Raw genomic sequence first — 14,129 nt, forward strand, 5'->3', positions numbered from 1 at the left:
ACTTCTTCGAATGGCATAGCGGCTTTTCCGCTAAAATTCGGTGTGAAAAAGTGTTACCTAGGTCTATTTACTTTTGTATACCAGGTCCCTTGACTGTACAAGTTGCACACAACGGGGGCGCCAACGCAACCGCCTTAGCGGTTGACGGTGGCGCAGTGTTCTGCGCATTTAATTTTTAATAGACAATTCGTTCATTTTCTTTCTAAATAGTCTTTGAAAGTGCAAGGTTCCGTGTTCTATTACATACTTGCATAACTTTGAAGATCTATCAAAGCTTTTATTAATTTGCAAAACATCTAGATAGCTATAAAAAGCGACACAAACATTTTGTTGAGCATATGAGGACATGGCCTCTAACCCAGCTTTGATTGTGTAATTATAGAGGAACCTACCTTCGGATTTTTCTATGTTTCTAAATTCACCTGATAATATTTTTTCGATGGACTTAAATTCCTTCACACCGATATTTCCGTATTTAATATTGTATTCATTATCATATTTTTTTTCTATAGCTACTATGCATTTGTATTGCAACAATAACCCAAGCAATTCAACATCTCTATCGGAAGTAATATTTCTGTATTGACCGGCAAAATATGAAGCTAAAATTTCGATCGCTTTGGTCTTTTCATCTAAACTTCCGTTGCCATAAGAAAAATTGGCCCAACTTTTAATGAATTTTTGGTAAATATCATCTTTATCTCCTTTCAACTTCAAGCCGTTAAAGAATCTACTGTATGAGTTGTAAACATTCAATCCTTCTTCTCGAAATCCTCGCTCATTAAGATAACTCGCCAGATTTCTGATTGCAACTAATTTTATCTGTAAAGGGGCTGAATCTCGATTTAGAATTTTTCTATAACCCTCTTCAACTTGCTGGTGATTTTTACTACTATATCTATTGGTATCCGCCGCAGTAAGTAATGAGTATTCAATGTCCTCCGAACTGTCTTTATCTATTTGATTTAACCGATCTACGGCATTATTTCGAAAGTTTGAGTCCCTTTCTTCGAAATAAGATTTCATAAATACTAATATTTCTTTAGAGTAAACTGTAAAAAATTTTCTGCCATCGTCAAGCCGGATTATTCTTAATTTTTCAATCTCGTCGATGGCACTATTGAATGAAGATTCTTCATTCTCCAATTTCGATATATATTGTAGTGTATTTAAGCCTGCTGAAAGATTATTCTTATCTACCAGCAAGCTTATAAGAGTAAACAAATCCTTCGCTTTTAAACTTAGGTAATCATAAATTCTGTCATAAAGGAAACTAGTTGCCGCTTTAGAGCCTTTAATATTTCTACTTATAGAAGAACTCACTCCTCGTTCACCGATAAGATAGGATAATTGAATTATAAATAAGGGCCTGCCGCCAGTAATCTCAAAAATCTTGGTTTTGTTCCCTTTAATCATACTTTCTGCTAGTTCACCTACCTTTATAGCTTCATTCTTCATATGCGATTCTAAAAACTTCAATGTGTTGTCCTTGGACAACTCATCGGTTTTGTATTCTCGCCCTACAACTTCATTAGACCTAGTTGTAAATATTACCTTGAAGCGATTTAAGTCTAACTCTCTTACAAAAGTCTTAATCTTATCTCTTTCCTCCTTAACAAAAGTCTCAAAATCATCAACTACAATTAGCATTTTTCTATCGTATGCATTGATAGCGTCTAATTCAATGTTATCAGTACTAAATACAACTTTATTAATTAAACCTATCATCTCGTCTAAGGATGAAATATTATCATCAATTTGCTCAATCTTTCCTTTTAAGTAATTATAGCGTCTATCTTTTGCTGACAAAAAAACAATATGATCGAACACGCATTCCTCCTCGGATGATAGATCATCACAGATGCTTTGGATTGTAGCAGTTTTACCAACTCCTCCATGTCCCCATATTGTCGCGCTGACCGAATCTTGACCCTTCTTCAAAAAATCAACTATTCTACTCTTTATTCCTATATCAATATAGTTTTTAAAGGCTCTATCATAGACATTCCTAATTGTTCCGTTAGCGCTTTTGAATTTGATGTCACTATCAGAATAATTGATATCAACAAATTCAGTCCAATCGATGTACTTATTACCTGTTTTTAACAGTCTATTATATCTAACGGTTCCTGAAAGCGGCTCTTCTAAAGAACTGAATATATACAACTCTTCTCCGAAGTCATCTATTTCTAAAAATGGTGAAACTCTTAGATAATCACCAGAATACGTAAGCAAGTACAAATTATTAATTTTAAAATCCTTGTCGCTTGGCTTGTTCGTCCAAACATTAAATTCTTTGCCTTCTGAACTGTAGTTGATTCCTTTAAAGTTGTTGACACTCTCTTGTGATAATACCTTGATAAAGTCCAAATTACTGTTTAAAACCCTAACATATTTATTCAGATTTATAGACAGTTCTTTAAGCAAATCACATACCTCTTGCGATTTATCACCATAAATATATCCATGCCCTATTTTACTATTCCGTATCTGCGTATATTCATCGAGATATCTATTGATATCACCTTGACCAAGCATTTTATCTTTATCTAAAATCCGAGACAAAGAGATTATAGTCCCTATTGATGGTTTACATATTTCTTTATGCATGAAGATACGATCAGAGGCTGAAATATAATCATAATTCCTACTCCACAAGTAAGAGAATATTATTATGATCTGAGTCTCAAATCTTGATTGATAATGAGTAAGTAAAGCCTTGTCGTCACCAACGGACTCTAAAATTGATATTCTACTATTTAATTTTTCAGTAAAAAAATTCATGTTGATTCTTTTTTGGACCTAAATCTTAGTTCATTGATTTCAGATCAGCATACACTGACGCCTCGAAAATGTGAATATAGAATATTAGACTTCATTTGAGAAATCTAATTTATAGGCTTCTATCGTAAAATTATATTTTGCGCAGAACGGGGGCGCCCACGCAGCCGGGGCATTCTTTATTAGAAGGTAGTTACTTTAACCCCACCCACGAGGGGGCGGCGCGGCGGCATGGACCGAAACCGAGCCAAAGCGAGCTTTCGGTCCATTGACGACGGGACGACCCCGAGCTCGTGGGAAACCAAGCCAACATTCCCCTTCCCCAGCCCCGGTTGACGCTGGGCGCGGTGTTGGGCGATTTGCTTTTACCTTTTGAACACCCTTATAACTGGAATACTACCTATCCCAGTAGCAACTCCTAAAATGGCTCCAAAACCGAATGAATCCATCTGTATCCGTCCATTTTCGGAGTAATAGATAAGCATTACTGTTGCTAGCGTTCCAAAACTTACAAAAAGGACCATCTGTAGCGTTTGAACTTTCCATTTAGCTGAAATTAGCATTACTAGTAACCCTAAAATAACATATGGCAATAGCACAAAGCTGGCCATAAGTAGCAAACTATGTGCGACCGACTCAAATATTTCGGCAACACTCCCTGCCTCTTCATTGAAGAATTCTGCGAGAAGCATTAGGTTCAAACTGATTGAGAACAGTATACATCCTAAAAATATCGCTGGTATATATTTCATATATTATATATGTATACAGTCTTCTAATGAGGTTATTGGGGCAAAAGGCAGTATAATCTAGCAACTATTTAATGTAATTATTGAACTGCATTGTAGCCATAAAAGTATATAGGTTACCTAATTTTGGAAGTCTTTCTCTATAAAATAACAAACACATGCTTCCCCTTTGATTTTAGATTTAGTTAAACTGATCTTTTGATCTATTTTATCTTTTGATCCTTGTTGCGACAATTTAGCGAAACTACTCAACTAATACTATTGCAATTTTAGTGATAGCACAACAATACTTATTATTGGACTTATCAATATCGCCTCCTATTCTTTCCTCTTTCATCAATTTTCAGTTTCTTAGATATGGTGCACATCGTAATATTGTGTACTCTTCTGCTTAAATCTCAATATCCTGGGGTGACAAGAAATTCACAAAGGATCTTATAAACATTCGTATGTATAAACATGGTCTTCAATAAATGCTTGGTTAAAACCCAAGTGTTTGGATCAATCATTCTCACGCGGAGTCCCCCAACCACCAAGGGGGTTGGTTTCGTGCCTGTCGGCCCGCCTTTGATGGCGAGATGACCTTGGAATTGTTAACTTTCATTCATTAGCTTTCATCAAATCAATAAGCTGAGGTATAAATTCTAGAATCCTATTTGACTTGACCGCAACACCCAGATTTAAATTGAATGAGTAATCGCTGTCTTCAATGTCTTTAATTCGCTTACATACAAACTGATCATCATCTTTGTCATAACCACCATATAGAACTCCCAAAAGCTTTATAGCGTAGGAAAAACTTGGCGACTGGTGACCTGGTCGATCCACAAGCACTCGGTCATAGTATAGTATTGGCGAACCACTTGACCCACTTATTGCAGGTATATCTACCAGAAATTCACTTCTCCCTTCGTAATCCAGATTGAAACCTGTAGCGGTTATACCCTTTCTTACCACAGGCATCATATTTTCTTCATCCATTATCCCATTTGGATATCCAATCATTAGTACATCTTCGACGGCGCTATATATAAATCTATTATGAAGTTCCGGAAAAAATTTTTCATCAAATACATGGTAGTTCAATTTATATTCTCCTGCATTCAATTCATCTGCGTTTAATAAGTCTCCAAAACCAGCGAAACACAGATCAACTTCCGGATCTGGATGTAGTTGCCATCGATTTTCAAATTGACTTACTTCAAATTCTCTAATGTCCCTTTGACCATTTGAGTGCACAATAGGTAAATAGATAATTCCAGTGTCCGAATCTTCAATGACATGTTTGTTTGTAACAATTATTGTTGCCTCAATACCTATTTCTCGCAGCGGTAGTTTGCAGAAAAAACCTGTTCCTGAAATTGACGTGCCATCGCTCAGCCAACAATCTATCCTCATCGTAGATTGAGTTAAACCGTCAGAATAGTTTCTCTCCGCAAACATGTTCACTTTATTTTGATAGGGGTTGAATTAGTTGGTTCCATTGCATTTAGATGGTAGTATCGGCCGCCTTAAAGCGGCTGTCGCCCAACGGGTGTGGCCACGCCTTTCCGGGGAAAGAGCACTGACCAGCCTTACCGGCTCGAATGTAAACACCACCTAACTGTACAATCACTACGGCCAAGAACTAGGCCCCGGATTGACGTGGCCACGATGCTGGGCGCTAGGCTGTTGTTATCGGTGGGAACTTTTGTTCGGCTACGTATTATGCAAATGGCGGCAGCGGCCCCGGATGGCCCAGACGAAGGCCAGCAGCATGGCCCCGCTATGCCAGGCTTTCGGCTGGGCCCCGCTTGCCGCCGTTTGCGGCCTAAGGACCATTCACTAGCACTACTACTTCACGGGTGAGGAAAAAATTAGACGCACTACAACTGCTTACGGCACGCCAACCAGCATAGCCTACTATTCTGATCGTATAAAGCTTGCGCCCAGCGGGTGTGGCCACGCCTTTCCGGGGAAATAGCACTAGCTAGCTTTACCGGCTCGAATGTAAACACCACTTAACTGTATCCTCACTACGGCCGGGAAACAGGCCCCGGATTGACGTGGCCACGATGCTGGGCGCTAGGCTGTCATCATCGGTGGGATCTTTTGTTCGGCTACGTATTATGCAAATGGCGGCAGCGGCCCCGGATGGCCCAGACGAAGGCCAGCAGCATGGCTCCGCTGTGCCAGGCTTTCGGCTGGGCCCCGCTGCCGCCGGTTGCGGCCCAAGGACCATTCACTAGCATCACCACTTCACGGGTGAGGAAAAAATGAGACGCACTAGAACTGCTTACGGAAAACCAACCAGCATAACCTACTATTCTGATCGTGGTAAGCTTGCGCCCAGCGGGGGCGCCACCGCAGGCCGGCTCCACTGACTAACTAACGGATCAGTAGGTTTCTTTCCTAGCCGATAAAGCTTCCACGACACCCAAAAGCCTCATCGCCGGCTTGACGATGACGCAGTGTTAGCGGCATTTTACTTCTTGATTTCATTAATAACTTCAAGTACTTGATTTCGATCTCTGCTTATGTAAGGTGTATAGTCTGGATTTCCAGGCAATCTAATCTCTGTTTTGTAGTCAATCATATTACGCAGAAGATCATGCCACTTAGTGAAGCTGTAAGATTTTGGATCGGGAAATTCTGGCGGTGTTCGATTAGCCTGCACAATGTGTAGAGGACCCATAAAACTACCTAAATTTTCTAAAAATTCTTCAGTCCCCATGACAATATTGACATTCCCCCTTAAACTTAGTAATTTTATATTTTGATTGCTTAAATACGAAATGGGATTTGTTGTTTGTGATATCAAATAATTGATAATCCATACGTACTCAAATTGAATGTTCAACGCCTTTGTAAGTATTTCTTTGTTGGGAAAGTCTAGGAGGCTATAATAAAAACCTGGGTATAGTTCCGTTATAGTGTTTATCTGTGATTTTTGCATAGCTGTTTGCTTTTTTATAATCCACTTCCATGAGTGTTTTCATCTTAAGCGGTGAATAATACTAGCTCTATCGCTCTCGTTTTAGTAATATTGTATCCGATCTTCTGCTGAACTAATGATTGTACCTGTGTAGCTTCATCAGTTTGGCTCAATTCTCTCATCTCAATTAAATACCCAATATAAGTGTCAATATTATTTACCTGGTAGTGGTGTTTAATATTATATATCTTATTGGATATTCTGGAATCCCAAATTGCGTACTTAAATGGATTCAAAAAATGTAAGAGTTTAGATGTGCCAACTATAGAGTTGTTTATGGTAAGTTTCAACGCCGATAATTCGGATTTATCCAGTTCTAAACCTTCTGACCTAACTTGATTTATCAAACGGACTATGTAATCTCTGTTTTGATCTTGAAGTCTTAGCACCCTTGGCATCCACCCGTAAACAGAATGTACTCCTACTACGAATCCTGACCAATCAATCCGAGAAGGAGTCTGAAAATAAGAGAGTAGTGCGGGATAGCTTAGAATATAACTATTATCTACGCTCGTCTGAAACGCTTTCGCAAGTTGTAATATCCTGAGAGGCTGTAGCTGTTCGCTCATGTGCTTGGTATTAATTGCCACTAACGGGGGCGCCACCGCAGGCCGGCTCAACCAATTAACTTACGGACCTCAACAAGCTTAAAGGCCCCTAACAAAAGCTTTATGGACACCCAAATGCATCACTGCCGGCTTGACGATGGCGCGATGTTAGCGGCATTCTATTTTTTAATTTTATTTACAACCTCGACTATATGATTGTAGTCTCTGCAAATGTACGGAGTATAGTCTGGACTGCTAGGTAGTTTAATTTCTATCCGGTATTCAACCAATTTCCACAAAAGCGTATGCCATCTTATTGGGCTATAAGACTTTGGATCTGGAAACTTTGGAGGAAGTTTGTTAGTCTGTACTATATGGAGGCGTCCTATAAATGAGTCTAATTTTTCAATAAATTCTTTAGTGGGGAGGACTATATTGATTTGACCATGAAACCTTACTATATCTATTGATATGTCATTTTCAAATGAAATAGAATTAGATCTATCTGAGACTGAATAATTAACGATCCAAACGTACTTGTATTTTGTATTCAAAGCTAATGGCAATATTTCTCTTCCAGGAAAATTTAGCAAACTGTAATAAAAGCCCGGATACAGTTCTGATATGCTATTAATTTTAAGGTCTTCCACTTGAATTGATGTTTAGGCAATCATTTAAAACATTAAATATAAATATTAATTTTATTCTTTCATAAAAAGAACCAATTCTATCGCTCTCAATTTTGTCACATCATAACCTACCCTTTGTGAAACAATAGACTTTATTTCACAAGCCATTTCGCTTTCACTTATACTTCTCATTTGGCTAAGATAAGTCATGAAATTATCTACATTGTTGATCTGATAGTGATGTTTCAAATCAAAAATTTGATAGCATATTTTGGAGTCCCATATTGCATAAGTTTTTGGATTTAGAAAATGCAATAATTTTGAAGTCCCGACAATCGAATTGTTAATACAAAGTTTTAGATCCAATAACTCTTTTCTCTCTAAATCCAGTTTTTCAAATCTAACTTGATTTACTAAATTGACTATATGATTCTTATTCTCACTTTTAATCGTTAACACACGCGGCATCCACCCATAAATTGCATGCACCCCGACTACAAATCTTGACCAATCAATTGGATCGGAAGATTGAAAATAGGTAAGTAGTGACGAGTAGCTTTGGATATAGCTGTCGTCATCTTTCGGGTGAAAGCCTCTAGCAAGTTTTAATAACCGACTTGGCTCTAGTATTTGGCTCATGTTGTTTGTTCATTGCCGCTAACGGGGGCCTACCCGACGGCCGCCTTCAACCACCAAAATTCCGGGTGCCGACTTTCATTCCTGGCGGTTCTAAAGCAACAATAGCACCAAAAAGCTCAGTAGCGGCTGTACGTGGTAGGCGGTGTTGGGCGAATTTATTTAGTCATTCTGAGATGTCCACTTTATCGGGTAGCCATCTATTTTCATTCAATCAGATGTCGGATTAACATTCTTTCCCATAGTTTCAAGCGTCGCAACAATAACTCGCGTAGTAACATTTGAGAATTGAAAATATCGTATGGGCTGATATACTTGGTCAGGGAGTTGAATCTATGGGAGGATATAAAGTTCCTCAAATAACTAAAATTATGAAGTGCCTCTGGAAATGTCAAGGTTTTGTCGCGGACTGATTTGTGAGAATTTACCCACTCAGCATCTACTCCGAAGTATGGCTTAAATGCCTTTTCAACCTCCGTCACTTCTCCTCTATATATCCAATTGAATGTCATATCAGATGAAACATTGGATTTTCTGAGTCTTTTATTTATATCATTAAGGACAGTTTCGTTCCATACACCTTTCTCTGGGTCAGTAAATCTTGGTTTTTTTTGACTCGATCTAATTTCTAGTTGTAGTTCTTCAACGCCAGAGAAAGCTATCACAATGGCAAAAGCGCATCTTGTCTGCACGTTGTGCTCCTCATCGAAATGGTCAAAGATTTGTCCATAGGTAGGGCTTGCAGAATGTGGAGTGAATGAATGTAAATCTAAGCTAAGGCTCAATTTTTCAAGGGCATAAATCAGATGCTCATCTTTCACGACTCTTTCCGCCACCTGGCATCCAAACCCTAAGTCTTCTGGACAGCCGTAAAACCTATTGTATGGTTGACTCCGGTACCTTTCATTATGCTCTTCATTGAATTCAATTAGGTGAACCTTTAATCCACTTGTAGGTGACGGCAATGCTAATAAGCAACCTGCACTTATTATAGAAAGCAAATCACCTGCTTGACTTTCACTAGCAGCTTCTACAAGTAGCTCTTTTAGAGGAATATAATCTAAATGTGATGACGTAAATTGCGCAAGTGTAGCCAACCCCGTCCCATCCAAAGTTTCCCAGTATCTACCTGTAGGTTCTGGTTGCAAAAGGAGTTTTCTTTTTGGAAGTTGAATACGCTCAATTATCTCGGCGTCCTTAGCTTTTACTACTATATGAGTTCTAAATAATGTCATCTCTGTAAAAGCTACCTGTAAAGTAATGGATTATTGAAGTTAGATTATAATAAGAGTGGTTTATTTTGGTTCTTTCGCCCAACGGGTGTGGCCACGCCTTTCCGGGGAAATAGCACCAACCAGCTTTACCGGCTTAGATGTAAACATTACCTAACTGTACAATCTTTACGGCCAGGAATCAGGCCCCGGATTGACGTGGCCACGATGCTGGGCGCTAGGCTGTCGTTATCGGTGGGAACCTTTGTTCGGCTACGTATTATGCAAATAGCGGCAGCGGCCCCGGATGGCCCAGACGAAGGCCAGCAGCATGGCTCCGCTGTGCCAGGCTTTCGGCTGGGCCCCGCTGCCGCCGGTTGCGGCCCAAGGACCATTCACTAGCACTACTACTTCACGGATCAGGAAGAAATAAGACTCGCTTACATTGCTTAAGGAAACCTAACCAGCGTAACCTCTTATTCTGATCGTATGAAGCTTGCGCCCAGCGATTGCCTACCCGACGGCCGCCTCTACCGGTAACCATTCCGGGTATCCACATTCATCACGGCCACTTCTAAAGCACTGATAGCACCCAAAAGCGCAACCGGCGGCTGTACGTGGTAGGCGGTGTTCGGCGCAATTATTAAATCCGTTTTATCTGTTTACATGTATATTCCATTCGTATATTCCTTGCAATTTTAACCGAACTTTCGTTTTAAACGGTTTATTTGCTGGAATACCCAAAACATGTGAGTGTGCTCGATTATCAGGAAGGGGATTATGTTCTACCGACAATTCTTCAATCATTCGAACCTTAGCTACATTAAGGTTGACAACCCCATAATTATTAGGTTCTTCCCGATCGGATATTAAGTCGTCGGGATCAGAATACTTATCCCAATTCGTCGACATACCTTTCCTATCTCCTTCGCCTCTTTCTTTAAATGCACCAGGTATGACTTTTCCATCGCGGAATTCCGTTTTGTGAATTCTGTAGTAAAGAGTGTCTTCGTCTGGGATTTCTTCGACTTCGTAACTCATTTAAAAGATCGCAACAATTGGAAGTAGTTGAATTTTATAATCTTTAAGATTAAAGGCTCCTTCTATTTCCTGTCCATTATTATATGTCCCATAAAAAGTAACATCGTCATTTCCCTCTGGCACATTGATAAGGAGCTTAAATTCATCCTGTTCCCACTGAATATCAATACTGCCGTTTGGGCCATGATAAATATTAGGTACTGAAGATTTTATACCTGCCTTATTGTATAAATAGGAATTCAAGTCAATAAGAAAGAGACAAGCTTTTTTCCAAGTCTCCAATCCATATGCTTTAGATCCACGGCCATCATGATTATGAGGTAACTCTAAAATATATTTTGATTTTTCTATAGCAGTATATAATTCGACGAATCGGTAATCTAACTTTGCTATCTCTAGAGCACCAACAGTGATTTCAAACCCACTAATTTTCCATTCGCCTTCAAGATGAGGGACACTGTACATATGTGTCCGTGAGTATGGTTTACTTGGCTGAGTGGAAATATAAAATTCCCAGGTTCTACCTCTGTGCTTGCGATAGTCAGACCGAATAGTTTCCGGCCTGTAAATTTTGTCTTTACTAAGTACGTCTTGCATAATCAATTACTTTGGTTGGATAAATACAAAATTTGAAAGCTCCTTTTTAAGTGTATTAGCTTTTGTTTCAGCTCTTGCAATTCCTTCTTTTAGTTGTTGAATATCATCGGAATCTAAGGCAAAAACTATGTTAGAATATTCTTCTGATTGAATGCTTTCCCTGAATGATATTCTTAAATTATACAGTAAGGTTAAAGCTTTAAGCTCTGTTGCATCTTCATTTAAAAAAACTGGACGAACGTCAACAATTGTCTTTGAATCGCTAAATATATTTTGTCTATCAAATATAAGCTGGTAGGCTTTTCTAGTTAAGTTGATTGAAGATGCTTGAACCACATCAAGTATAGCTTTCAAAAAATTAAAGAATGCTGCCGCATTGAACTCTTTATTATCGTTAAATTCATCAAATGCTTCTAACAACTCACTTGCCACTTCGTCTGACGCTTGCTTTGATTGTTCAGCCAATCCCATCAAGCTATAAATCATAAAAGTCACTTCTCTAGCATCATCGCTATTTAATGAAGCTTTTTCAGTCAATGAACTTGTCAAGTCCTCTGAACTGTCCCCTAAATCTAGGCTTTTTATTGACTCAAGGATGTAGCCTTGAGTTTCTTCCGAAGCTCTACTTGTATAAATAAAACCTTCGCGGACGTTTTTAGGAATAGAAATTTTTGACATAGCCAGTTTATATTCAACAGTAAATTGGTGAATTCACTCAGTATTGATTGTGAACACCTAGACTTTAAACCTTACTGATGAATTGTGTAAATGTGCGGTCAAATCTATACAATCTTTGAAAACTGAAGCATCTTTGGAAACATAGTGGAGTTGCCTGCAACATTGTCAGTAATCGCTGGTCGACATGCGCCATTATGTCACCTTTGATGACTAGCATTGCCTGTGGAATTTCGTTGCGCCGAACGGGGGCGCCGACGCAGGCCGGCTACAACCAGCCAACTTACGGATCAGGCATGTTCTTTCATAGCCGATAGAGCGTCATCGACACCCAGCAGCCTCATTGCCGGCTTGACGATGGCGCAATGTTGGGCGATCAAATTAATTCCTTCAGATTTTCTATTAAATCGACTGGATGTAAATGTACTCTCCTATACGAAAGCATTAGATCCCTATGGTTAATTCTTGGTCCATACGTTTTTCTAAAAAGTTGCATTAGTGACTTTCCTCGCTCTTTAAGTATCCATATTGGGACATTAATCTTTAGACCATTGTGATATTCAATTGTAGTTTGACGATCACTGGATTTTGGATGTTCCTGTTTAACTTTTAGATTTAAAGGGTCAGTAATGTTTGATGCGATGGCTTGTAAAACATCTTCATCAGCAAACTTCAATTCATGTTCTTTTCCGACTGCAAATCCAAACCGCTCAAAGGTTCTTCTATCATCTTGTAACAGCGTGGCAAAAATGACTATAGGGTCAAGTAAATAATTCTCTAAACTGTGCCTAGATGTATTTACAACGTTAGGAGTTGAAGAGGCATTATAATCACGATCTACCAGACCAGCAAATACATTAGCTAAACCTGCTTCAGTCAACTTTTCTACCCAAGTTAAAACTACGGTTTTACCACCACCTCCCATTCCTTTGCCTTTTGACGCTGATATAAAGGCTATGTCAGCTGAATCTGGCAACAAGTCAATATTGGCCAGCATCTCCAATATTTCGGAATAGAAATCAACGTCTTCATTGTCTTCAACTAATACATATGTTGTTCCTTTAGATACACTCAGAAATCCAGATGTGAGCAGATTAACAGCATCACTATGATAATTTAATTTTCGAATTTTAGGCGCCGATCTACTCATTTCAAACAATGTTTCTATTGGAACGAGCGATACTGTTGACGGCGAATGAGTAGTCATTATAACTTGACATCCAAATTCTCCTACTAGGATATCATTTACACCACTTACAAATTCTCTCGTCAAAGATGGATGTAAGTGCGCGTCGGGTTCATCTAATAAAATTAATTTTGGTGTCCTATTATATACTTTTGAAATAAGAATATATAATAGCAAAGACATTATAATTTTCTCACCGGATGACAAATCATTTAGCTCTATAATATTCCCACTATCATTGTCTCTCAATGATAAGCTGTATGAATATCTTAGGGAATTTTCGGCTGGTGATACGAACTTATAGCTGAAGTTGATTTTTGCGAGAAGGCTATTCAATTCTTTCCAAGGTTTAGGGCCATGAAGTTCAACAAACTTATTTAAATTACCGTGCTCGGCTAAGTACTCTAATTCTTGAATTCTGTAATCACAGAATTGCGCAGCAAGTTCTTCCACAAGTTTATGTGGCTGAAAATCCACTATAGGTGGAAAATTCTCTAGAAATTCATCTTCTGATATTGCTGACCTTTCTTTTCCAAACACCTCGTCTAAAACTTCATATAGTTGTTCTCTAGAATTATCATTCAACCGCTGACCTCTAACAGTTTTGGTATAACCTAAATACGTGCTTCTTCTATGTTCGCCAACTTTTGTTGATGATACTTTCGTTGAAGATCCCAAACCCCAGTTTCCTTGAAGTACAAGTACATCCTTCGCTTTATAATCAACGTTCTCGATCGACAATGTCCCTGTTAATGTATTTCGTACATGGCTATACTTATAAAAGTGTGACGCAATCAGTTCAAGTAGCTGTGTTTTACCAGTACCGTTTTTGCCAGTTATAACTGTCAGTTTTGGGACATTATCCCACTCAAATGAAGTGATACTCTTATAACTACCTTCAAATTTTAATCTCATACTTACAATCTAGTTTAAAATTTTTCGAAAATAGATGCTATTAGGACCGCCTTTGATGGCGGCCTTGTGTACCAAAGACCTGGGTAACAGAAGTCAACCCACCTGGGTAACACTTTTTAAAATTACGATTATTATCCTTGTTTTTCCTTTCCTGCGCCCGGGGCCTGGCTTCCTGGAGGCCGTAGGC

General features: G+C 38.8%; 10 protein-coding genes. All 10 read right to left on the minus strand.

The annotated features are described in order from the left end of the window. Nucleotides 1-168: 168 nt before the first annotated feature. The 10 genes from NMA52_RS18435 to NMA52_RS18480 all read right to left on the minus strand — a co-directional run bounded on the left by NMA52_RS18435 (nucleotide 169) and on the right by NMA52_RS18480 (nucleotide 13,942). A complete protein-coding gene (locus tag NMA52_RS18435) occupies nucleotides 169-2,784 on the minus strand; it encodes an NB-ARC domain-containing protein (RefSeq protein WP_254829188.1) in 2,616 nt (871 codons plus the stop codon). A 362-nt stretch (nucleotides 2,785-3,146) separates the two neighbouring features. Beyond that, entirely contained in the window at nucleotides 3,147-3,533 is a 387-nt protein-coding gene (locus NMA52_RS18440) for a hypothetical protein (RefSeq protein WP_254829189.1), read from the minus strand. Between the two features lie 597 nt (nucleotides 3,534-4,130). Then, nucleotides 4,131-4,973 (minus strand): trypsin-like peptidase domain-containing protein, encoded by an 843-nt coding sequence (locus NMA52_RS18445; protein WP_254829190.1) that lies wholly within the window; start codon nucleotides 4,971-4,973, stop codon nucleotides 4,131-4,133. A gap of 1,021 nt (nucleotides 4,974-5,994) precedes the next feature. Next, nucleotides 5,995-6,465: a hypothetical protein gene (locus tag NMA52_RS18450; RefSeq protein ID WP_254829191.1), complete on the minus strand. Its 471-nt coding sequence runs from the start codon at nucleotides 6,463-6,465 to the stop codon at nucleotides 5,995-5,997. 1,288 nt (nucleotides 6,466-7,753) lie between these two features. After that, nucleotides 7,754-8,320, minus strand: coding sequence for a hypothetical protein (locus tag NMA52_RS18455; protein ID WP_254829192.1), 567 nt, complete (start codon nucleotides 8,318-8,320; stop codon nucleotides 7,754-7,756). 203 nt (nucleotides 8,321-8,523) lie between these two features. After that, nucleotides 8,524-9,552 (minus strand): hypothetical protein, encoded by a 1,029-nt coding sequence (locus NMA52_RS18460; RefSeq protein ID WP_254829193.1) that lies wholly within the window; start codon nucleotides 9,550-9,552, stop codon nucleotides 8,524-8,526. 630 nt (nucleotides 9,553-10,182) lie between these two features. Next, nucleotides 10,183-10,569 (minus strand): hypothetical protein, encoded by a 387-nt coding sequence (locus NMA52_RS18465; RefSeq protein ID WP_254829194.1) that lies wholly within the window; start codon nucleotides 10,567-10,569, stop codon nucleotides 10,183-10,185. After that, entirely contained in the window at nucleotides 10,570-11,166 is a 597-nt protein-coding gene (locus tag NMA52_RS18470) for a hypothetical protein (RefSeq protein WP_254829195.1), read from the minus strand. It lies immediately after the preceding gene. Between the two features lie 6 nt (nucleotides 11,167-11,172). Further along, nucleotides 11,173-11,844, minus strand: coding sequence for a hypothetical protein (locus tag NMA52_RS18475; RefSeq protein WP_254829196.1), 672 nt, complete (start codon nucleotides 11,842-11,844; stop codon nucleotides 11,173-11,175). Nucleotides 11,845-12,217: 373 nt separating this feature from the next. After that, nucleotides 12,218-13,942, minus strand: a complete 1,725-nt coding sequence (locus tag NMA52_RS18480; protein WP_254829197.1) for an AAA family ATPase — start codon at nucleotides 13,940-13,942, stop codon at nucleotides 12,218-12,220. Nucleotides 13,943-14,129 lie beyond the last annotated feature (187 nt).

The organism is Lewinella sp. JB7 (assembly GCF_024297185.1).
GTDB lineage: Bacteria > Bacteroidota > Bacteroidia > Chitinophagales > Saprospiraceae > Neolewinella.

Coding starts and splice junctions, on each gene's coding strand:
- NMA52_RS18435 (WP_254829188.1), bottom strand. CDS start 2,784: ATGAATTTTTTTACTGAAAAATTAAATAGTAGAATATCAATTTTAGAG.
- NMA52_RS18440 (WP_254829189.1), bottom strand. CDS start 3,533: ATGAAATATATACCAGCGATATTTTTAGGATGTATACTGTTCTCAATC.
- NMA52_RS18445 (WP_254829190.1), bottom strand. CDS start 4,973: ATGTTTGCGGAGAGAAACTATTCTGACGGTTTAACTCAATCTACGATG.
- NMA52_RS18470 (WP_254829195.1), bottom strand. CDS start 11,166: ATGCAAGACGTACTTAGTAAAGACAAAATTTACAGGCCGGAAACTATT.
- NMA52_RS18450 (WP_254829191.1), bottom strand. CDS start 6,465: ATGCAAAAATCACAGATAAACACTATAACGGAACTATACCCAGGTTTT.
- NMA52_RS18460 (WP_254829193.1), bottom strand. CDS start 9,552: ATGACATTATTTAGAACTCATATAGTAGTAAAAGCTAAGGACGCCGAG.
- NMA52_RS18465 (WP_254829194.1), bottom strand. CDS start 10,569: ATGAGTTACGAAGTCGAAGAAATCCCAGACGAAGACACTCTTTACTAC.
- NMA52_RS18455 (WP_254829192.1), bottom strand. CDS start 8,320: ATGAGCCAAATACTAGAGCCAAGTCGGTTATTAAAACTTGCTAGAGGC.
- NMA52_RS18480 (WP_254829197.1), bottom strand. CDS start 13,942: ATGAGATTAAAATTTGAAGGTAGTTATAAGAGTATCACTTCATTTGAG.
- NMA52_RS18475 (WP_254829196.1), bottom strand. CDS start 11,844: ATGTCAAAAATTTCTATTCCTAAAAACGTCCGCGAAGGTTTTATTTAT.